This window comes from Mangrovimonas cancribranchiae, from assembly GCF_037126245.1.
In the GTDB taxonomy this organism is placed as follows: domain Bacteria; phylum Bacteroidota; class Bacteroidia; order Flavobacteriales; family Flavobacteriaceae; genus Mangrovimonas; species Mangrovimonas cancribranchiae.
Genome location: NZ_CP136925.1, coordinates 356,213 through 378,265, shown reverse-complemented (window position 1 = coordinate 378,265; position 22,053 = coordinate 356,213). Strand labels below are relative to the sequence as shown.

General features: G+C 36.2%; 18 protein-coding genes and 3 pseudogenes. 5 read left to right on the top strand and 16 right to left on the bottom strand.

Annotation, left to right across the window (positions count from 1 at the left end; all coding sequences use genetic code 11):
* The 5 genes from proB (at position 1) to R3L15_RS01615 (ending at position 4,460) form a co-directional block, all read left to right on the top strand.
* Positions 1 to 777, top strand: coding sequence for a glutamate 5-kinase (gene proB, locus R3L15_RS01635; protein WP_338732854.1), 777 nt, complete (start codon positions 1 to 3; stop codon positions 775 to 777).
* Positions 765 to 1,994, top strand: coding sequence for a glutamate-5-semialdehyde dehydrogenase (locus R3L15_RS01630; protein WP_338734102.1), 1,230 nt, complete (start codon positions 765 to 767; stop codon positions 1,992 to 1,994). The genes proB and R3L15_RS01630 overlap by 13 nt, the downstream gene beginning before the upstream one ends.
* A 128-nt stretch (positions 1,995 to 2,122) precedes the next feature.
* Complete coding sequence (locus R3L15_RS01625) at positions 2,123 to 2,986, top strand: sigma-70 family RNA polymerase sigma factor (RefSeq protein ID WP_338732852.1); 864 nt, start codon at positions 2,123 to 2,125, stop codon at positions 2,984 to 2,986.
* Between the two features lie 141 nt (positions 2,987 to 3,127).
* Positions 3,128 to 3,796: a ribulose-phosphate 3-epimerase gene (rpe, locus tag R3L15_RS01620; RefSeq protein ID WP_338732851.1), complete on the top strand. Its 669-nt coding sequence runs from the start codon at positions 3,128 to 3,130 to the stop codon at positions 3,794 to 3,796.
* Between the two features lie 145 nt (positions 3,797 to 3,941).
* Positions 3,942 to 4,460 carry a hypothetical protein gene (locus R3L15_RS01615; protein ID WP_338732850.1) on the top strand — a complete coding sequence of 173 codons (519 nt, stop codon included), beginning with the start codon at positions 3,942 to 3,944 and terminating at the stop codon, positions 4,458 to 4,460.
* Positions 4,461 to 4,540: 80 nt separating this feature from the next.
* Here R3L15_RS01615 and R3L15_RS01610 read toward each other — a convergent pair whose 3' ends face one another.
* From R3L15_RS01610 to R3L15_RS14270, 16 genes and pseudogenes are all read right to left on the bottom strand, one after another.
* On the bottom strand, positions 4,541 to 6,877 hold the full coding sequence (locus tag R3L15_RS01610; RefSeq protein ID WP_338732849.1) for a polysaccharide biosynthesis tyrosine autokinase: 2,337 nt from the start codon (positions 6,875 to 6,877) through the stop codon (positions 4,541 to 4,543).
* Positions 6,878 to 6,880: 3 nt separating this feature from the next.
* Positions 6,881 to 7,648: a polysaccharide biosynthesis/export family protein gene (locus R3L15_RS01605; RefSeq protein ID WP_338732848.1), complete on the bottom strand. Its 768-nt coding sequence runs from the start codon at positions 7,646 to 7,648 to the stop codon at positions 6,881 to 6,883.
* A 59-nt stretch (positions 7,649 to 7,707) separates the two neighbouring features.
* Entirely contained in the window at positions 7,708 to 8,820 is a 1,113-nt protein-coding gene (locus tag R3L15_RS01600) for an MraY family glycosyltransferase (RefSeq protein WP_338732847.1), read from the bottom strand.
* Between the two features lie 112 nt (positions 8,821 to 8,932).
* Positions 8,933 to 10,027 (bottom strand): non-hydrolyzing UDP-N-acetylglucosamine 2-epimerase, encoded by a 1,095-nt coding sequence (gene wecB / locus R3L15_RS01595; RefSeq protein ID WP_338734101.1) that lies wholly within the window; start codon positions 10,025 to 10,027, stop codon positions 8,933 to 8,935.
* A gap of 682 nt (positions 10,028 to 10,709) precedes the next feature.
* The gene (locus R3L15_RS01590) at positions 10,710 to 11,408 is read right to left on the bottom strand and encodes a WecB/TagA/CpsF family glycosyltransferase (protein WP_338732846.1); all 699 of its coding nucleotides are present in this window, start codon (positions 11,406 to 11,408) and stop codon (positions 10,710 to 10,712) included.
* 2 nt (positions 11,409 to 11,410) lie between these two features.
* On the bottom strand, positions 11,411 to 12,595 hold the full coding sequence (locus tag R3L15_RS01585; protein WP_338732845.1) for a delta-aminolevulinic acid dehydratase: 1,185 nt from the start codon (positions 12,593 to 12,595) through the stop codon (positions 11,411 to 11,413).
* A complete protein-coding gene (locus R3L15_RS01580) occupies positions 12,582 to 13,439 on the bottom strand; it encodes a sulfotransferase (protein WP_338732844.1) in 858 nt (285 codons plus the stop codon). Before R3L15_RS01580 ends, R3L15_RS01585 begins: the two co-directional genes overlap by 14 nt.
* A pseudogene (locus R3L15_RS01575) lies at positions 13,436 to 14,166 on the bottom strand (glycosyltransferase family 4 protein). The gene R3L15_RS01580 and the pseudogene R3L15_RS01575 overlap by 4 nt, the downstream one beginning before the upstream one ends.
* Positions 14,167 to 14,577: 411 nt before the next feature.
* Positions 14,578 to 16,002, bottom strand: coding sequence for a hypothetical protein (locus R3L15_RS01570; RefSeq protein ID WP_338732843.1), 1,425 nt, complete (start codon positions 16,000 to 16,002; stop codon positions 14,578 to 14,580).
* Positions 15,995 to 17,008, bottom strand: coding sequence for a glycosyltransferase (locus tag R3L15_RS01565; protein WP_338732842.1), 1,014 nt, complete (start codon positions 17,006 to 17,008; stop codon positions 15,995 to 15,997). The genes R3L15_RS01570 and R3L15_RS01565 overlap by 8 nt, the downstream gene beginning before the upstream one ends.
* A 41-nt stretch (positions 17,009 to 17,049) precedes the next feature.
* Positions 17,050 to 17,919 (bottom strand): hypothetical protein, encoded by an 870-nt coding sequence (locus tag R3L15_RS01560; protein ID WP_338732840.1) that lies wholly within the window; start codon positions 17,917 to 17,919, stop codon positions 17,050 to 17,052.
* 1 nt (position 17,920) lies between these two features.
* A complete protein-coding gene (locus tag R3L15_RS01555) occupies positions 17,921 to 18,610 on the bottom strand; it encodes a sulfotransferase family 2 domain-containing protein (protein WP_338732838.1) in 690 nt (229 codons plus the stop codon).
* A complete protein-coding gene (locus tag R3L15_RS01550) occupies positions 18,607 to 19,713 on the bottom strand; it encodes a glycosyltransferase family 4 protein (RefSeq protein ID WP_338732837.1) in 1,107 nt (368 codons plus the stop codon). The genes R3L15_RS01555 and R3L15_RS01550 overlap by 4 nt, the downstream gene beginning before the upstream one ends.
* Before the next feature lie 3 nt (positions 19,714 to 19,716).
* The gene (locus tag R3L15_RS01545) at positions 19,717 to 21,138 is read right to left on the bottom strand and encodes a lipopolysaccharide biosynthesis protein (RefSeq protein ID WP_338732836.1); all 1,422 of its coding nucleotides are present in this window, start codon (positions 21,136 to 21,138) and stop codon (positions 19,717 to 19,719) included.
* Positions 21,138 to 21,311, bottom strand: a pseudogene (locus R3L15_RS14275) (DapH/DapD/GlmU-related protein); the annotation flags it as partial. The pseudogene R3L15_RS14275 and the gene R3L15_RS01545, both read right to left, overlap by 1 nt.
* 72 nt (positions 21,312 to 21,383) lie before the next feature.
* Positions 21,384 to 21,563: pseudogene (locus tag R3L15_RS14270) on the bottom strand (hypothetical protein); the annotation flags it as partial.
* Positions 21,564 to 22,053 lie beyond the last annotated feature (490 nt).

Sequence of the window (22,053 nt, the reverse complement as noted above, 5' to 3'; positions counted from 1 at the left end):
ATGAAAGACGATATAAAACGCATTGTTGTAAAAGTGGGCACCAATGTGTTAACCAACAAAGACAATAGAATATTAGGCCCTGTATTACGAGAACTGGTAAGGCAAATTGCTGTGTTGTACGAACGCGACATCATGGTTATCCTCGTATCTTCAGGATCGGCTATTGCCGGAAAAGAAGTTTTAGGAAAAACTAAAATAAAAGACAAATCTGTTAGACGCCAAGTCTATTCGGCCATTGGACAACCAAGAATGATGCGACACTATTATAGCATCTTTCACGATTATGGTATGCGTTGCGCTCAAGTATTAGCCACAAAACGAGATTTCGATCCAGGCAAACACCGTCAAAACATGGTGAATTGTTACGAAGGCTTACTATCGGAAGGCGTTATTCCTATTGCCAATGAAGACGATGCCGTATCATTAACCATGTCTATGTTTTCTGATAATGACGAACTTGCTAGCCTAGTTGCCGAGTTGCTTGATGCTGATAGATTGATTATATTATCAGATACCGATGGACTTTATACAGGACACCCAGACGACGATAGCTCTAAAAAACTTGACGAAGTTAAAGTTGATGAAAATGTTGAAAAATACGTTAAAGCCTCTAATAAAAAAGAAGGCGAAGGGCGTGGTGGTATGGCCTCTAAATTAAAAATTGCCAAAGGCACTGCCAAAAAAGACATCCCAACTTACATTGCCAACGGAAAACGTGAAAATGTTATTGTAGACATTATTGACGACAAAGAAGTCGGCACAAAATTTATTCACTAAAAAACACAACACACATTATGAAACTTTTAAGTTCAGACATAAAAAACAACGTGCTTCAATCCATGATTACCATCTTGGATAGAGAACGCCAAAATATTATCGCCGCCAACAAAAAAGATCTCGATGCGTTTAATCGAGACGATCAAGCTTTGTATGACCGATTGGTTGTTAACGAGGCAAAAGTTGATGGCATGATTCAAGCCGTACGCGAAGTCATGGCACAAGACGATCCCGTAGGACAAACTATCTCGGACATGACCTTGGATAGCGGACTACAAATCACCAACAAAACGGCACCGTTTGGTACGATTTTAATTATTTACGAATCTAGACCAGATGTGACCATCGAAGCGGCAGTGTTAGCCTTTAAAGCCAACAATAAAATTTTATTAAAAGGCGGTAAAGAGGCCATTAATAGCAACTTAATTTTAGAACAATGCTGGCATGAAGCCCTAGAAAGCAATGGACTTTCTAAAGACTGGATTAGACTATTGCACTTAAAACGCGAAGAAACACAAGAGTTCTTAAGAAATCCATCAGAACCGCTTGATTTAATTGTACCTCGTGGTGGCGAACGCTTAATTAAGTTTGTTAAAGACCACGCCTCTTGTGCTGTTCTTATAAGTGGCCGTGGTAATAACTTTCTATATGTGTCAGAGGATGCCGATTGGGAAAAAGCTGTTAAAGTAATCGTAAATGCTAAAACCGATAAAATCTCAGGCTGTAATGCGTTAGATAAGGTTTTAATTAATAAAAACATCCCTAATTACGAGGACAAATTAAAAGACCTTCAAAAGGTATTACAGGGCGTAAATGTAACTATTGTAACCGATGATAACGTAGCCAAAGTATTACCTAATGAAACCACTATTGACAATGAAGACACTTGGTATGAAGAATTTTTAGCCTTAAAAATTGTGCTTGCCGAAGTGGCGTCAACAGACGAGGCGATTACTATGATTAACAAATATTCGGGTGGCCACTCTGCAGCCATTATTACCGAAAACAAAGACACAGCCGCCCTATTTATGGAACAAATAGATAGTGCTGCGGTGTACCATAATGCCTCTACCCGATTTACAGATGGTGGGCAAATGGGTGTTGGAGCCGAACTCGCTATTAGCACCGATAAATTACACCATCGTGGACCATTAGGACTAAAACAATTAGTCACCAACAAATACTATGTATTTGGCGATGGCCACGTGAGAGTTTAAGAACGCACAACAAGCTGCAATGTAATATTGCAGCTTTTTTTTTAGCTGTTTTGTAACATTTACGTAGCTTATTACGTATAACTATAAGTACACCATTATATAACTTTTTTATAGGATCTTTTATTTAAATGAGACAACTTAAAATTACGAAGCAGGTTACTAACAGAGAAACAGCTTCTTTAGACAAGTATTTACAAGAAATAGGGAAAGTTGACCTAATTACTGCCGATGAAGAGGTGGAATTAGCACAACGCATTAAAGCTGGCGACCAAATCGCTTTAGAAAAATTAACCAAAGCTAACTTGCGTTTCGTAGTATCTGTTGCAAAGCAATACCAAAACCAAGGGCTTACGCTACCCGATTTAATTAACGAAGGTAACTTAGGACTAATTAAAGCGGCCCAACGTTTCGATGAAACACGTGGATTTAAATTTATATCGTATGCCGTTTGGTGGATTCGTCAATCTATTTTACAAGCCTTAGCCGAGCAATCGCGTATTGTACGTTTACCCCTAAACAAAATTGGCTCTATAAACAAAATAAACAAAACCTTTGCGTTTTTAGAACAGTCGCATGAACGCCCACCAAGTCCCGAAGAAATTGCTAAGGAACTTGACATGACTATTAACGATGTTAAAGAGTCTATGAAAAACTCGGGACGCCATGTAAGTATGGATGCACCGCTTGTTGAAGGGGAAGATTCAAACCTTTACGATGTATTAAATAGTGGTGAATCGCCAAATCCAGATAAAGAGTTATTACACGAGTCGCTTCGTACAGAAATTGAACGTGCCTTAGAAACCCTTACACCACGTGAAGCCGATGTGATTCGTCTGTATTTTGGCTTAGGAAATCAACACCCAATGACTCTAGAAGAAATAGGAGAAACTTTTGATTTAACACGTGAACGTGTCCGTCAAATTAAGGAAAAAGCTATTAGACGTTTAAAACACACCTCAAGAAGTAAAATATTAAAAACGTACTTAGGTTAGGATTTTTAAAAAATAACCTTATATTACAAGCACAACAGTTACAAAACATAACTGTTCGTTTTTTGATTGATGAAAGAACCCTCGGAGTGATGACCGAGGGTTCATTTTTTTACGCTATTTTTGCAAAAAACAACACAACTCATGAAGTCTAAATTAATAGCCCCATCCATTCTTGCAGCAGATTTTGCGAACCTGCAACGCGACATCGACATGGTTAACCAAAGTGAAGCCGATTGGTTTCATATTGATATTATGGACGGCGTTTTCGTGCCGAACATTTCTTTTGGTATGCCTGTTTTAAAAGCCATTTCAAAACACGCCCATAAAACCATTGATGTGCATTTAATGATTGTCGATCCCGATCGCTACATAAAAACATTTGCCGAATTAGGGAGCAATATCCTTACTGTACACTACGAAGCTTGTACACATTTACACCGCACCCTTCAAGCTATAAAAGCCGAAGGCATGAAAGCTGGTGTAGCTATAAATCCGCACACAAATGTAGCGCTATTAGAAGATACGATTACCGATATTGATTTGGTTTGTATCATGAGTGTCAACCCTGGTTTTGGTGGGCAACAATTTATTGAAAACACCTATAACAAAATCACACAGCTAAAAGCCCTTATTGATAAAAAAGGCGCTTCCACACAAATAGAAATTGATGGTGGGGTAACCAACAAAAACGCCAAGGCGTTAGTCGATGCTGGTGCCGATGTATTAGTCGCTGGCAGTTATATTTTTAAAAGTGCTACCCCACAAGACACAATTACTAATTTAAAACAACTCATACTAGCCTCAAATTAAGAGATTCTTAAAATGAGTACATCTTATAGCTTCTAGGTATACATCTTTAACAAATTATATTATATTTGATTTTTAAACACGATAACCCTATAATCAATTTACAATGAAACACTTTTGCCTTATTCTTTTTTTAAGCGTTAGCCTTATGAGTTTTTCGCAACACCAAGCAGACGATTGGAGTTTTAGTTTAGGTACCAACCTTATTAACAATATTGGTTCGCAATCTCCATACAACAGCCCTGACGACTGGGCGTTTAAACACCCTATTTCTGCAACTGCTAACAAGCTTATTTCTGACGCCTTTTCGGCAGACCTCACTCTATCGCTAAATGGCTTTAATGCTGGAGATAAGGTTGATGGTAGAGGCACGCCTCAAGATGAAACCTATTTTGCTACAGATATACACGCCAATTACCATATTGGACGTGATTTATTCTGGGATCACCGTTCTTGGTTAGATATATTTGTTAGTGCAGGGCCTGGGCTATTTGTCATTCAGGAAACTAACTTTTCGTTAAATGCAGGTGCTGGAGCGATTGCTTGGTTAAATTCAGATCATAGCTTTGGTATTAAAATACAAAGTATCGCTAAATTTGCTTTAGACAAAAACTCAGCAGATAGCAGCCACTTTCAACATCACGTACAATTCGTGTTCTGTTTATAAACAACATACTCGTTTAATACAAAATAAAAGCCCCTTATGCGAATGCGTTAGGGGCTTTTTTATATCATAACAGATCTATATTATTTGGCATGCCCATACCCATAATTATACCCATAATTATAACTATACCCATAGGCTTTACTTGCTCCTACACCATTTAACACATACAACATGTTATTAAGTTTTTTAGTCTCTGCCAAGTTTTTAGAGAACTGCAATAAGCTTTTTTCAGTCACATCGGCACGTACCATATATAAGGTCGCATCTGCTAAAGGTGCTATTAGCGTGGTATCAGTTACTAAAATACTTGGTGCGGTATCTACAATTATATAATCAAACGCTGTTTTAGCGTCGTCTAACAACTGTTCAAAACGACCATTGGTTAATAAACTTGGCGGGTTTGGTGGAATGCTTCCAGAAAATAAGATCTGGTGATTGGGATGTGCTTTAAAAAGGGATGTTTTACACGTTTTCCAATCTATAGTAGGGTCGTGTAAATAATTAGATAGCCCCACTTGATCTTTATCCACTTTAACAATGGTATGAATTTGTGGATTACGCAAATCGGCCCCAATTAGCAAGACTTTTTTATTCATACTAGACAAAGCCAGAGAGAGGTTTAAACTGGTAAAGGTTTTTCCTTCGCCTTTAATAGTCGAGGTACAAAAAATCACCTTTCCTAAAGCCTCCTCATCTAAAGGCAAACTGTAATTTACATTAGCCGCTAAAATCCTGAAAGCTTCGGCTAACATGGAGCGATCGTTAGGGTTTGTAAATAGTTTTGTGCCCTCTTTTTTCATATCTGGAATCTCTGCGATAACAGGCGTCTCGCTATTTACCTTAGTAATATCCTCCTTTTGATGCACTTTGGTATCTAACATAAACCTTAGATATAAAACCCCAAACGGTAACAACAAGCCTAATAACAAGCCCCCCATTAAAATAATGTTAGACTTAGGCGCAATAGGCTCTTCGCCACTTAAAGCGTATTCTACCACTTTAATAGATGGTTCGGTAATGGCTAAATTAATAGCGGCTTCCTCACGCTTTTGTAATAATAGCAGGTATAAACTCTCTTTTATTTTTTGTTGACGCTCTATAGCCCGTAACAGTTTTTCTTTTTCAGGAAGTTGGGCTACTTGACCTACAAAACGTTGGTTTCGCGATCTGATTTGAGATTTAGATAGTTCTAATTGTGAAATATACGTATTTACCGAACTTGTAATATTACGACGCACATTAGCGAGTTGATCTGTTAAAGCAATAACTGTAGGGTTGTTACGCCCTCCATTTACCGTTATTTTATTCAGGTTAGTCACAATGGTGTTATAGTCTTGTATTAAGGCATTAATACCATTGTCCTGTAAGCCTATATTTGCGGGTAGCAAATCGGTTTGATCTTGTTTTTCGAGGGCCTCCTGCAAGGCTTTTGCTAAAGCCAATTGATTTTCTATCTTAAACGCTTCGGCATCCGATTGACTACGCTGCTCTATACCCGATTGAGCATCTACTTCCAAATAGATTAGATTATTCTCTTGCTTAAACTCTTGCTTATTAACTTCTATAGAATCTAACTCTTCTGCTAAAAACACAAAACGTTCGTCTATAAACTCCAAGGTGCGTTTAGATACCAACTGACGGTCTTCTATACCGTCTTGGTTAAAGATATCTATGAGCTTATTTAAAATGGTTTCTGAGCGTTCTCGGGACTCCCCTTTAATACTTAGTTGCAGTAAATCGCTTTGTTCCCCAATCGTTTGTACCTCTATAGCCCTTTTTAATCCAAGCGTGGCTTTTTTTATAGGCTGCAAGCTAATTATAAAGGTTTTCCCTATAAGCACTTCTTTTTGGCTAGCTTCCAGTCGCAATTGAAAGGGCAAGTTATGGCGGCTTAAATAGGTGTTGTGGTTGGCAAAGTTGGTAATCTCTTCAGTATCTATAGCTTCAACCTCAAAACCAGTTTCTTCAACAGACACCTTATAGGTTTCCGACGTTGTCACACTATCTGCTGCAATAAGTTGTTCGTAACCAATAGGTAACTGGGCTAACTGAGAGGTTTTAATATTCCCTTCTTCATAAAAAGCTGTATTTAACCCTAAGTCTTTCACCACTTTTTCTAAAATCAAATAAGAGGTCATGATTTCAATTTCATTCTCTAAATTGATATTACTACGGTTAAAGATAAAGCCTGTTGTGGGTAATTCTAAGCCTTCGGACTCGTCAAGAATTTTAACTTTGGCTTGGGTTTGATACACATTAGGCGTATATCTTAAATAAAAAATCGCTATTGATAGGGTTATAAGCAACCCCACGACAAACCACGGCCAATAGCGCACATAACGTCGTACTTCCGCCTTGATATCAACAGGGTCGTCATCATAAAAATCAAAAGGAGTCTGTTGGGGAGTATTTGCCATAATTTATCGGGTTAATAAAATAGTCACACTTAAGGCTAAAGACGCTATGGTAAGCACGGTTCCTGCATTGCCAATAAACCCAGCCGTTTTTACTTTAGTGTTATTAGGGTTTACCACAATCACATCGTTAGGTTTAATATAATAAAACTCGGAATCTATAAATGACGACTCTGTTAGGTTTATATGTGCAATTTGCATCTCATCATCCAATTCACGCATCACAATAATATCGTCGCGCTTTCCATTTATGGTTAAATCGCCGGCATAGCCTAAGGCTTGCATAAGGGTAATGTTCTGTTCAGTAAAAGTAAAGGTACCGGGTTGCTTGACTTCGCCTAATACCGATACCTTAGCATTTAATAAGCGTACATTAACAGAAGGATCGGCAAGATGGTTACCTTCCATAAGTTGTTCTCTAATAGCTTCAGCCAATGTTGCGGTGGTTTTCCCTTGTGTTGCTATGGTTCCTAATACCGGAAAGGTAATCGTGTTGTTTTTAGAGACTAAATACCCATCTAATTGCATGATTTGCAAGTTTTGGGTCATCGTATTAGAAGCTACCTTATTATACGGTAATGCTGCCTCTGGCAAGGTGCTTTCTACGGTGATTTTTAGGATATCGTTAGGCTGTATCGTCGGATTAGTATAGCTAATAGCTTTGCTAGTTCCCGCTTCGGCATCTTGCATATACAAGATGTCTTTTTTAGAAGCGCAAGACGTCAGCAGCCCTAACACCGTTACTAAAATTATAAAAGGTCTTGTTTGTCTCATAAGTTTACTATTGCCGCAAATATAAGACTATTCACTTATTCGCAAAGGACAATATAAATTTAATAGCTATCTTCTGGTAAGGAAGTTTTAGCTTTAGCCTTTATTACAAATGGCAAACCATACAGCAAGGCACCATACCCTACTAAGCATAGTATTTGGGTATTTAAATTAAGTGGCAACAACTTAAAAGTAATCACAATAATTAGGGCATTAATTGCAACAATCCAAATGGTGGCCTGTAAGTGGCTATAGCCTAAATTTATAATATGATGATGAATGTGGTTACGGTCGGCTTTAAACGGGCTTACTTTATATTTAAACACCCGTAATGCAAACACGCGTAGCGTATCTAGTAACGGATAAAACAACAACGCAATAGCCACTACTGGTGCATCTTTATAATAAGGCGAGCTTGGTGCAGTTTGCACGATATTAATAAAACTAACCGTAAAAAAAGCTAACAAGAACCCCACGACCATAGAGCCTGTATCGCCCATGAATATTTTATGTTTTTTAGAAAAATTACACCGTAAAAACGCCAATATGCTTCCTACTAAGGCCATAGCCAGAATCGCTAAACTTAGTTGGTTAGCCATTAAAAACAGTATGCCATATACCATACTTACCAAACATGCAATGCTCCCTGCCAATCCATCAATACCATCAATCAAATTGTAAGCATTTACAATAATAATATATACAAACAACGTAAATACTAACGAGAGCCCGTAAGGCAATACAGAAACTTCTAGAATCCCCGAAAACCCGACAATTCTCGTATTGGTAAACACCAACAACAAGGTTGCCGCTAAGAGTTGCCCAAAAAGCTTTTTCCCTGGTGACGTCCCCGCCAAATCGTCTTTTAATCCAATAAAAAATAAGATGGTAATGCTGCCCATGACTAATAGTAACACTTTTGTGTTTAAAAAAGCGCCTACAAGCGTAAGCACGACCATAATACTAATAAATATACCTATACCACCCAATGTTGGGGTACGCTCTTTATGGGCACTTCGTGATTCGGGTTCATCCATAAGGTGTTTTTCACGAGCGACAAATAAAACAGACGGGTACGCATTATAAGCCACCAGAAACCCCAATGCACAGGTTACCACCATCCATATAACAGGGTGGTTTTCTGGGGTAATCGCATAAAGTAGTTCTTTAATCATAAGCAATAAGATTTGAACCAGCAGTTTAAAGGGAGGGGAATACAAATGTATTACATTAACATGACTTTAACAAAGTGGTCATATCAAATAACTGTTACCCCTATGTTATGGTTTAGGTTAAAATATCTTGTAGTTTCGTTACAATACGTTGGGCGGCTTTGCCATCCCATAGCGGTATGGTTTTGGCCGTTTTCCATTGGCCAGCAAAGAGTGTCTCTAAATGTGGTTGTATGGCATTCGGGGCTGTACCTACCAGCACATTGGTTCCTAGGCTTATGGTCTCTGGGCGCTCGGTATTATCTCGCAAGGTCATACAGGGTACATTCATGACAGACGCCTCTTCGGTAATTCCTCCTGAGTCTGTTATAACAACCTTAGCGTGTTTCACCAAATAGTTAAACTCTAAATACCCCAATGGCGAAATGGTGTGCAAACGACTATGACCAATCCCCAAACGTTCTAGTATTTTAGCCGTACGCGGGTGCACAGGAAACACGACGGGCATGTCTTGACTATGAGACATAATGGCGTTTATAAGCTCTACTAGCTGTGTTTCTTCATCTACATTGGCCGGGCGGTGTAAAGTCATTACGCCATACTGTTTAGGACGTAAGTGTAAGCTATTCCAAACAGGGGGGGGTTGTAAACGGTCTTGATTGGCTAGCAAGGTATCTATCATGGTATTTCCCACAAAATGGATACGCGCATCGGGCACGCCACTGGCCTTCAAATTGGCATTGGCTAGTTCGGAGGTCGTAAAAAAATGATTGGTAATCGCATCAGTTACCAAACGGTTAATCTCTTCGGGCATGGCCCAATCGTTAGAACGAATTCCACCTTCTACATGTGCCACAGGGACGTGCAACTTTTGCGCCGTAATGGCACAGGCCATGGTAGAGGTGACATCGCCTACCACAAGGACCAAATCACTAGGGTGAGCTTGTAGTTCTTTTTCAAAGCCTATCATAATGGCTGCCGTTTGTTCGGCTTGACTCCCACCACCGGCGCCTAAATTGGAATGGGGCTGTGGGATATTGAGTTGCTCAAAAAAGTTCCCGGACATGATTTTGTCGTAGTGCTGTCCCGTATGAATTAATCTGTAAGTTATTGCATTTCCCGTATCCTGCACCCCATGAAGCGCATGGATAATGGGCGCTATCTTCATAAAGTTGGGTCTTGCTCCAGCGACGATGGTTATTTGTGGCATATACAATTAGGGTTAGGTTTGTATGTGAACGGCAAATATATACTTTTTATCGTGTGATTCTGAGGTTTTTAATGCCCTTTTTTGGGTACCAAGGCTATACGGACTATGTACGATGTATCTACGGCGTATCTACGGACTGTCTAAGGCCTGGGATTGGGGTTGTAAAAGATGCTTCGCTACGCTCTGAATGACAACGACGCTCTTGTCATTCTGAAGGAAACGCAGTGACTGAAGAATCTGACCTTCTTAAACATAGATTCTTCGCTACGCTCTGAATGACACTGTGCTCTAAATGACAATGGCGCTCTGAATGGCATATACTCTTGTCATTCTGAAGGAAACGTAGTAACTGAAGAATCTGGAACGCACTTCCGTATCTTTGTTTGCTATCACTACAGACAGTCGTTTGTCTTCTGATGTTACCAGAATGGGGTGGTTTATTTAAATCTGTCATGCTGAATTTATTTCAGCATCTAAGGTTGCGCTTGTTCCTAGACCCTGAAACGAGTTCAGGGTGACAACTCAGGGTGACAAGATATAATAGACAAAAAGTTGTCATGCTGAATTTATTTCAGCATCTCAACCAAACACCGTACCTACACAACCAAGACTCTGAACCTAGTTCTCTGCCTAACGGCAGGTAGAAGGGTGACAAGGCTTGCTCATTGTCCATTGTCCATTGTCAATACCGCCCCCATTGCAGGTTCCACAAAAATCGCAGGAGATGGATTTGACGTTTAATCCTTGAAGGTTGATTAATGAGTCTATATGCCCATTCCAGATTATTTTTAACCCACCATTTTGGAGCCCGCTTTACATGGCCTGTATAGACATCGAAGCTTCCGCCTAAGCCTTGATATACGGCTTGATGTTGCTGTTGTATGCGCTCCATTAAAAGTTCTTGCTTTGGTGAGCCCATAGCTACAAAAACGACCTCTGGCTGGTGCTTTACGATATCTTCAATGAGTGCTTTTTCTTCAGCTTCAGTTTTAATGTAGCCGTTTCTATAGTTACAGATATTGATGCCTTTAAAGTCTTGTTTAAGCTTTGCTACTGTTTCATCTATAACTTCCTGTTTACCTCCTACCAAATAAAAGGCCTTCGTTTTATGGTGTTTTTTTACAATGTCTAACCAAAGTTCGCATCCTGGAATTTTAACCACCTCTTTATAGCCTTTTTTATGTAATGCCCAAACGGCACCTATACCATCTGGGTAGCCCAAGTTTCGGTTAATAATGGCACGACTTTGATCGGTGGCATGTAGAATTTTTTCGGCATTTACGGCTACTAGGATTTTATGGTGCTCAAAGGCATAGTTTATGAGCTGTTCTCTAGATTTTGGTGCGTAGGTAATGACGTTATTTAGGGCTTGCGACTGCATAATTATTTGTTCTTTTCTAAGTAATAGTGTGCCATTGCATTAAACATGAAAGCGTTGCTCCATCGCATGTATGGAATCTTTGAACTCATGCCTTGTCTATACTGGTAATAAAAATAGCCTTTTTTAGATTGCATGTTTTCAATCGTCCAATTTAGTGTACGTTCTAACAGCTCTGTATGTGCTTTGAATTGATTGAGCTTTGAAGCTGTTACTATGACTTGTGCCGGACAATGAATGTCTATAGGGTAGGTTTTATCGTGATAATATTTTGGCTTTCCATCTGCTTCAAAAAAGTGTGCTGTATAGTATTTCCACCCTTTATCTATGTATTCTTGAAACGTGGTATCGCCAGTATTTTGTTGATAGGTTTCTATAGCATCTAAATTAAATCCGGTGTGAAAACTGTCTTTCCAGGACTGTACTGGTAGCAAGCCATAAATCCAAGAGCCATCATCTTCTTGCAAATCGCATGCTGCTATTATCGCTTTTTTTGCCATGTCTAAATACACTTCCTTTTGCTTGTATTTATAGGCATAGCTTAAAATTTTTGCACCTAATAGCGATGCATTGATTACCGTATTGTTGCCGTCTTTGATACTGTATGAAAAGATGTGTCCTTTACCGTGTGCTGTACGGGATAAATCTTGCAACACGAATTCTGCTGATGACAGGGCTATATTTAGTACGTTTTCATCTTGTGTAATCTTATAGCTTTCTATCAGTGCCTCTACACAAAAGGCTGTTGCTACTACTGTTGGCGTGTTTTTTTTGAATAGGAAGAGTCGTCTTGCCTGCCAATCGAAGTTATAGCCCCAACATGCGCCTGCATAGCCTTCTACTTTCATATCTAAAAGTAGTTGGGTGATGTACTTTATCTTTTCTAAAAGTTCTTCTGGGGTTCCGAATTCAGCTTTACCATTACTGGCTGCTTGATATAACCTGCAATAGCCTAAAAGAAATAATGCTATACCTTTTGAGTTGTGCTGCTTAGGTACCAGTAATAGTTTCCTAAAATTAACAGGACTGCGCTTAAAGCCTTGTATCCAAGCTAGGCGTGCCAAATCCCAATGTTTTAAAGGTAATGCTTGAAACACTTTAGAGTTTAAACCATCGTAAGGGTCCCAACCTGCGAAGTTTTGGGTTTCGCAATAGGTTTTTAGTTTTTGAAATGATTTAGTAATATCCATACTTTTTCATTTTACGACCAACAGCTATTTTAAAAATCAACTTCTCAATAAGACTTAACTTCTTTTTCCATCGATTTAACTCAAGTTTTTTTGAAAAACTAGAATCTACAATTTTCATTTCTTCAGTTGAAAAAGCTTCCGGACTCTCATCAATAAAATTGGCAATATCTTTGACTACATTCTCTTTTTGGGAAATTATGTTCTCATACTTGAACATCCGAACTCTATCATGATCCTTACTTTTTTGTAATTGACCATAAACATTTAAACTTCTTCTCCATTCCCATATTGTGTAAAACAATACTGCCGGCTTTAATAAATAGCCCTTGATAGGGAACTTGTTACCTGTGGTTCTTTTCTCTTTACTCTTCTTAGTATAATCTGAGGTGTATATGTCTCTTGGATCTCGAGTTAAAAATAAAACCAAACAATTATTAATTTCCTTTAACAATTCATTGGTATAACTAAAATGTATAGGAAATTTAGCTCCCCAGATTTTCTTACCTTCACTTTGAGTCGCCAATTGCAAAATGATATTTAGAACATCATAAGGATTTTTAACCTCATCTTTATTTAGGTGTTTAATCAATAGATCAGAAGGTACTAAATCTATAGTACTTTTATAGCTGCCTTTTAGATTTAAATTATAAATTGAATCCATCAAGGATCTATTGTCTAGCTGTTTCAATTCTTCATTTAAAGTAGAAAACATGTCCTTTTTTTGAGGGTGCTTAAACATAAGTTCGGGCGCAATAAAAATTTCTTTATGAGAGTTTAATAATTGCATATAAAACTTAGAACCTGTTCTACTTACACCGATAATGAATATTGGACTGTTTTTCATATATTTTTTAATATCGATTCAATTTCAGAAGCTACTTTTGAGGCCATAAAATGTTCTTGAGCATATTTATAATTGTACTTACTCATTTTAACGATCCTCTCTTTATTTTCTAACAAAAGTGAGATTCTGTTTGCATACTCTTGGGGTTCTATGCTTTCTATTAAGTCTCCCATTTTTTGTTCTTCAAAAAAATCATTTAATCCTCCTACAGGCCTTGATATTACCGGAAGCCCAAATGCCATAGCCTCTAACACCGACGTTGGCATTCCTTCACCATGCGTTGTTGGCAGAATATATATATCTGACTTCGTAAATGTTTTCACCAACTCGTCCCCTGAAACGTTACCAAAAAATGAACATTATTAAGCTGCAATTGCTCCATCTGATCTTTGGCTTTTTGGAGTGCCGACCCTGTTCCTGCTATGAATAGTTTTAAATCTGGGTATTGGCTGCTTAGTATTTTCATTACCTCAATAGTTATGAATATTCCCTTGTTGGCTTCAATACGAGCTAAGAATAACAATGTGTTGTTGAATATCTTATCTTCTATCTTAAAATTACTAAGCAAAATATCATCAACCTTAGTTGTTGTTAGATAAATTGGTTTTGTAATTCCCCATTGCTGTAATTGTTTTTTGAAACTATTTGCTAATACCAATAAACCATTCGCTCTATTAAAATGTTTAACAAATGAACGCGGAGATTTATCTATTTGCGATGCTATCATTTTATCCCAGCCATGAAAAAACACCACTGTTTTTTTACCAAACCATTTCGCTAGTTTTAAAAAAATAGCATCTCTTTTGATTGCTGTGCGCCCCAAGGAAGGATTTAGCAGTACGACATTATAACCACCAAAACAGCAAAGCAAACAGAATTTAAGATAATCGTAGGGTAGCATAAGAAACCCAGGAATCCCTTTACGACCACCTACAAAATTGTACTTTACTTCTTCTGTCCAATATGGTAAAAGCCCTTTATAGTGGTTGGCAACACCGCCTGGTAAACTTAAATCTGGTGTATTGATTAGAATTTTCACTTAATTTAATTATCTAAAGTTTGATCTTTTTATAGTGTACCTATATATTTTTCTTTGGTTATTCTTATCATCTATGCTTTTCTAATTACCACAACAAAACTATTCGTTATTTTTATTAGACTTACTAGTTAAAAAATAATTATACATTTCCACTCTTTGACAAAGTGCTAAAAAGAAAAATAAAACTAGAGCAGGTGCTCGTAATCCACTCATAGTTGTAGAATACGTAAAAACATCTAAGAAATAAACAAACACTACTCCGATAAAAAACAAATAATTGCGTTGGCTTTCCCATCTACTTTTCGCATCTTTAAAAGACTTTTTACAATAAATAACAACACGGCTGATATAAATAAGAAATATTGACACTCCTAAAATACCAACCTGTAATAAAAACTGAAGAATGGTCGTCCTAGCTCCATAGCCAACACCGTAAAGTTGTTCTGATAGTTCTTGTTGACTTCCACTTTTCACCATCTGCTCGTTAAAACTCGATTTTACTAAATGCCCAGCACCATAACCAAGCATTAAACTATACGGATTATCATCTATGAGCATATTCAATATGTATATAGGGGCCTCTGACCTACCCACAGCATCAATTGCACCTGCCCCTGTTGTAACATATCGTTCAGTATAATCTAAGGCATAAGCAATATCAAAACTTCCCCAAACTTTACGTTCCTTATTAAGCGACGGCATTAATCTTACGGACAAATATATAAGCCCTAGAGTAAAAATTGTAAAAAGAGCGAAGCGCTTTACCCCTCTTAATTTAAATTGCTCAAAACGTCTTTGATATATGTAGGAAAGCAAAAGAAACAGAATGGGAAAATATACAACAGATGCTCTTTTACCACCCAATAAGGAAAATAACATAAAACCCAATACCCACAGGAGGTGTATTCTTTTTTTGGACACAAGGTAGTTGGACAAGGCATAACTCGTACCAATGAGTGCAAATATAACAGTTATACTCCCACCTAAAACTGCCATTGTTCCTATATAAGGCTCAATTATATCTCGAACCACTAAATATTTAATAATATTGGCCCCAATTTGCGCCATACATAAGTAGAGCAAAAGTGTTTTAAGCCTTTGGTATTCATAAAAACTTAAAGTTAAGTTTAGTACACCATAGAAAAAAAGAAACACCACTAAATAATCTCTAAAAAAAAGCAGTACCGATATACTATTTATTTCGTTTAAAGTGGCTGACAAAACCGATAGAATTATAAATAACAGAAGCCAAAAAAAGCCAGGAAAAACACGCTTTTTCTTCTTTGCCCCTATTAAAACACCTTTAGCAAATATCAGCAGGACAAAAATTTCTGAAACTATTCTTATAATGGAATTGTTCAAACCTATAACCTCTAATGTTCCTGCCGAAAAAACAAGACAAAACAATGCTCCTATCAACAACACATTTTTTGTTAGCCGTTGGCGAGCAAACCAAATAAACACAGGAATAAGGACTATACCTGCCACTACCATTAGCGGATTGACTATAAATGCATCATTCATTGTCTAAATAAGCTTTAAATTGTGAGGCGATATTTTTCCAAGTATGCGTTTTTAATGTATTCTGAATAGCATTTGAATTATAACCATCAAAGTTCAACACTACTTTTTGTAATGCATTAGCAAATGCTTCTGGTGTATCCTTGTGTAATACACCATTGTTATCATTGATATATTTTGTATTCTCTATTGTAGCAGTAGCCAAACAGACCATACCTGCCAAGACATACTCAAAAGTTTTTGTTGGAGGTTGATGATCAAAATAACTGGTAATAGGTATAAAAGACACACCTATATTACAATAATCTAACAATGGTTGTATTTCATGATGGGACTTTCTGCCATGAATAGTAATATTGTTTTCTAATTGTAACTCCTTCACCATTTCTTGAAGTTTAACTTCTTCTCCTTTATACCCTGTCCCTACAATATCATAAGTTAAACTGCTTTTAAATGACGGATTTGATTTTAGAAAAAGTGACACTCCACTAATAGTTTTATACATTTCTCTGTTATTGAGAGTACCAATATAAAAAAGACGAGGTACATCAAAAACTTTTGGTTTCTTTGACATAACGTCTGCACCTAAAGGCAATATATAAGATTTATCAGGAGATATACAAAGCTTCTTTCTCAACCCATCAGAAATTACCGTAACACGACTAAAAAATTTAGCTTCCACTGCTCTCATTACATCATCAATCTTTCGTTTAAGACTATTAGCGTGAACACTACCCGTCCTATAATCTAATATAATATCTGACTTTGAAAAAAAATTCAACAAAGAACATCCATGAAAATAATCTAAAAAAACAACATCGTGTGTTTTTTTTAAATGATAAAAAGAGGTTTTAAAAAAACGTACTGCTCGCTTAAAAACTCCGCCCATTGAACTCACGTACTGAATATTAACACCTAAAACTTCTAACTTAGGCAAGCCCGAGTCAAAACAAATATATGTTATCTTAAAATATTTTGAGAGATGCGAAACAAGCTTATAGGTATCCATATGATACCCAAATTGTTTTTTATGAATGATCAATAAACTTTTCAAAACTTAGTCTTTGATGATGAAGGAAACTTTGTTTTAAACCTATTGTGTATTTTTAAATAATAATACCATAACGGCTTTCTAATACCATGATTAGGTTGCCTATTTTTTTCTTTAACATCTATTTGTTCTAATTTCAACAAAATTCTTGAAAGCTGTTTATCTCTCTCGATTCTATTTTTAAAATCTGGGATTTGTTTTACAAACTCTTCTGGAAAACTTTCTTTTGTTTTTATTTTAGACTCCCCTTCTTTAGCTTGATTTCTTGTACCTCCACTACCAAATAAATGATGATGCTCCTTTACCCAAAACTGGTGTCTGTTCTCTACTTTAGGTTGTTTTGTGATGTCGGTAATTACATCTAACATAGTATCAGTATTATTTACCAACTCATCAAAGTTTACAGCGTAAGCATCAATACCCGATTCAAAAAAGCGCTTGTAATATAACTTGTATCTATAAAGCGCAGCATCAACACTTTCCCCTCGTTTCCAGATTGAGAAGATATAATCAATAATTGGCTTATATATAATAAAATTAATTACTTCAATATTTTGTTTTTTAGCCCAACTGTGGCCATCAATCATCCAAGATAAATTTTTAGATGAATCAATAATATATTTTACATTCCACTTTGTAAAAGCATGGGTATAAAATTTACTTTCATCCACTCCTTTTAACGCTAACCAATATTTGCATTTTGGATTACCACAATTACAATCAATTGTAAAATGATGTTCTCTAAATGGCCGAAACCATGCACAAACCTCGCCCATGGAAAACGATTCATTATCGCTACCTAAAATTAGATCTAGCATTGTTGTGCCAGATCGACCTGCACCTAATATATTTATTATTGTTTTTCCCATTTTATTCAAAGACATAGTTAAAATAAGATATATCTTCTTTATAATATTCTGTAATTAAATTGTATGATTTCTCTGTATAAACTTTTGAATAGTCCTTTTGAAAGCTCTTCTTATTATTTTTATGAGGCAGTTCAACCTTAATATTTAAAGTATCACATATGAACTTGAAATCATCTTCTAAAGATTCAAATCTACCAATAAAATCTAAAGGTATTTTTCCAGAATATTCTTTTAAAAAATGCATATAAGGTTTCATTAGTCTTTTTTTATGTAGGTATTTTACCAGAAACTCTTCAAATGTAATATCTGAATCTATATTATATTGCTTTCTGTGAACAGGGTCTTTCATAATCCCATTATACCATGAATAGGCTCTGTGATATGGGTTTCGAACAAATGAAAATTTAAAATACTCATCATATTCCTTCTTATTAACAGTAATATAATTGTTTGGATTAACTGTCGTTTTTTGGTTTTTGTAATATTTATAACGATATCTTAAAGCAAGTAAAAAGTCCTTACTGAAATATTTGATATCAGCTAAACTTATTGGTTGAATATCCCTTATAGATCTGTGATCTTGACTAGACCTCCCAGAATAATCTTCTGAATGACCCAATGCATGTTCTATTGAGGTTCCTGCACATTTCGGAAGATGTATAAAAACGAGCTTTTTTTTATGTGAGATCATAATTTAATTTTTTTAAAGTATTTATCATTAATTACATGATTACTTAGAGCGTACTCTCTTGCACTATTACCTGTATGTATTAGTGTTGATTTATCATTTCTACAGAAACCTTCTAATATTGCCTTCAATTTTTCTATGCTATTTGTTTGATAACCTATTTTTTCATTCTTTAGAATGTTATTAGGATCTGAGTTAAGGCTCAACACCACTACTTGACGTAACCAAGCTTGAATAAACGTATTTGAAAATCCTTCGTAATCACTTGTATTAACTAATACATGAGCTGTATCCAAAACCTTATTTACCTCTTCATTAGTAAGTTTCCCTAAATACTGAAAGTTAGACACTTCGTGATATGGCTTGAGCAAATCATTATAATAAGTATTGCTATAACCACCTATCATACTAAAGGTAATATCATCCCTGTTTTTGAAGTGCTCTACTATTTCGAGAAATTTTTCAGGACGCTTTAGTGGCTTAAAGTTAGCAATCCATACTACTTTCAATTCATCATCTGCTTTATCTATGAGTGCTACATCATTTTCTGGAGCAGCTTGAGAGAGTAATATGCTCTTTAGTTTTTGCTTATTCTCCACTGATCTTTTTTGCTCCTCGTTCTGAACAACAATCTCAGTGTTGCTGTTAAAAATCTTATTAAAGTATTTAAGCTCTAATTTATTAAAAGCTTTTCTCCATGTAATTTTCTTCTCTCTATTATTCACATCATTGTTAGAAGCGATAAAATGAATATGCCTCAAACTATGTGATTTTGCATATTGTGAAGCAATACCAGCCCAAGAAGAAAATGTACGTGTTATTATTATATCTGGCTGTATTTTGCTTAATTTACTGTTAATCGATCTTTTATACACAAACCACATTTTGCCATATGACCCTATAGTTTTTATATAGTTTAAAGGGTGTAACCGCACATGAGTATCTTCTATTTTTTTATGAGTTCGGTTAGGGTAAACAAAATGTACCTCATGCCCCATATTTGCTATATATTGGGACAAATATTTGAGTTGCAATTCTGCTCCACCAAGAAGCTGATCCCAATGTGCAAGGTGAAGTATCACTATTTTTTTTGGCTTACTCCCCATATACTATTGCTTTGACTTCTGGATTTTCTTAATTAACAAAACCATCGTCTCATTTTTAACCACTAGATTCACACCTACAAACACTATTATATATACAAGGGCATAGCCCATTAACTTAACAATATCTAATTGAGTTTCTAATTGTCTTAGCATTAAAAACCCAAACACCAATGCTACACCAGGAGCTAAGATTTGTTTGGTTAAAATAACTAGCTGCTTTACAGGATAAAACTCAATATATTTTCCACAGACAAAAACATCTACAATAGCAGATATCATTCTTGCTATAATTTGACCCATCAAAATAATTTCAATTGAAAATGTGTAGGTTATCAACAACATTAAAAGTAACAATCCATTTCTCAAAAACGTAAGGTTGCGATATATATGAGGTTTGTTTTCTATCTTAACAATGTTTGAATTAATAGTAACTAATGGTTGTAATAGAAAAGAAATTAAAACTAATTGCAACAAAGGAGCCGTTGGCAACCACTGCACCCCAAAAACAAAGCTCATAATAGGTTTTGCTGCACCTATTATAAACGCACTTATTGCTAAATGTACAAACAGAAAATGATTGAGCAGATTCTTATACATTTTAAGTCGCTTTACTCTATTCTGTTCTTTTGCTAATAGAGAATAAGAGGTTGTCAATACAATCCCATTGATGCTTTGGAAACTAATTTTATTGATTTTTTCTGCCTGATTGTAAAAACCTAAAGCCGATGCGCTATGAAACTTACCAATAAATACTGCATACAGATTGGCTCCTATTTGGTTTGTAAAGTACGATACCAACATATTGTTTCCAAACTTACGCATAACCTTATACATTTTCCAATCAAAATACCATTTGGGCCACCATGCATTGACCACAGTCAACATTATCAATGTAACTACCCCCATTGTTAACACCTGACCAACCAATGCCCAATAACCATAATTATATAATGCCATTAGATAACCTACTATTAGCCCCACTAAAGCTCCAACTATCTGAATAATGGCCATATTTTTAAACTCTAATGCCTTTCGCATTCTGGTAAACTCTGATAAGCTCAATGCTTTTATTATAATATTTAGTCCAAGCACCCTTGTGATTACAACAAGTTCTGGCTCTTCATAAAACCTTGCTATCCATGGTGCTATTATGTAGAGTATAGCATAGAACAGAACAGCAAATACAACATTATGAACAAAGACAACCGAAAATTCTTTAGATGAAGATTTAGGATCTCTAATGAGATAATCGGCAAAACCAGATTCTGTAAAATTCATGGCAATACTCATAAAGATTGCCAACATGGCAATTAGCCCATAATCATCGGGTGTTAACAGACGTGCAATAAGCACATTCCCAACAAAACTTATGATTTGAGTTCCAAAACGCTGTATAGCACTCCATGAATAATGATAACCTCTCATTAAGCTCGTTTTCCAATATACTTAGCTGGTACACCACCTACAACAGAATACTCTAGCACATTTTTATTAACCACTGCTCCAGCTGCAATTACAGCTCCTTTACCAATTTTAACACCATCTAAAACTGTAACATTTGCCCCAATCCACACGTCCTCTCCAATTATAATACCCTTGGATGAAAATCCTTGCTGTTTTATGGACTGTTTCTCATCACTAAAGTTATGATTAGAACCAACTATTACACAATTAGGAGCAATTGAACAATGCTTTCCAATTATAACATTATCTAACACACACGTATTTCTATTAATTGTGGTACCCTCTCCTATCACAACAGCTTCAAGAGACCTAATCAAAACATTTTCGTGAATGAATACTTTGTTTTCTATTACAGTGTTCTTTCCCCTAAGCTTAGAGTTATCCATAATATGTATATTATCTCCCAACTTTAACTCACCACTTAAACTTACTCCTTGACCAAAATAAACCTTATTAATTTTTCCAAAAAGCAACAAGGATCTCAGTTTAGACTTTAAATTTCTCCACTCTACCCTTACCTTATTTTCAATTTTTATCGCTAACATATAATATTGTGTTAGTAATTAACTCACAACCTATAACCCTCTATCTCTATTTTAGAAATCTAATCACCTCATATCCTAAAGCATATCATGCAAAACTAAAACAATTCCCATATCCTCCTAAGAAAATGATAAGCTTTTCGATATACGATTTTTGATTGACGAGGGACTATTGACGAGTTACGATTTTCACCTTCACTGAAGCTTCGGAGAATTAGGGATGTACGAGTTATGAATTACGATTTTTGATTTTTGGTTGTTGTATTTTGAGATTGCCGCAGTTTTTTTGAGATTCCTGCTTTTTCACCTTCGCTGAAGCTTCGGTGAATGTGGA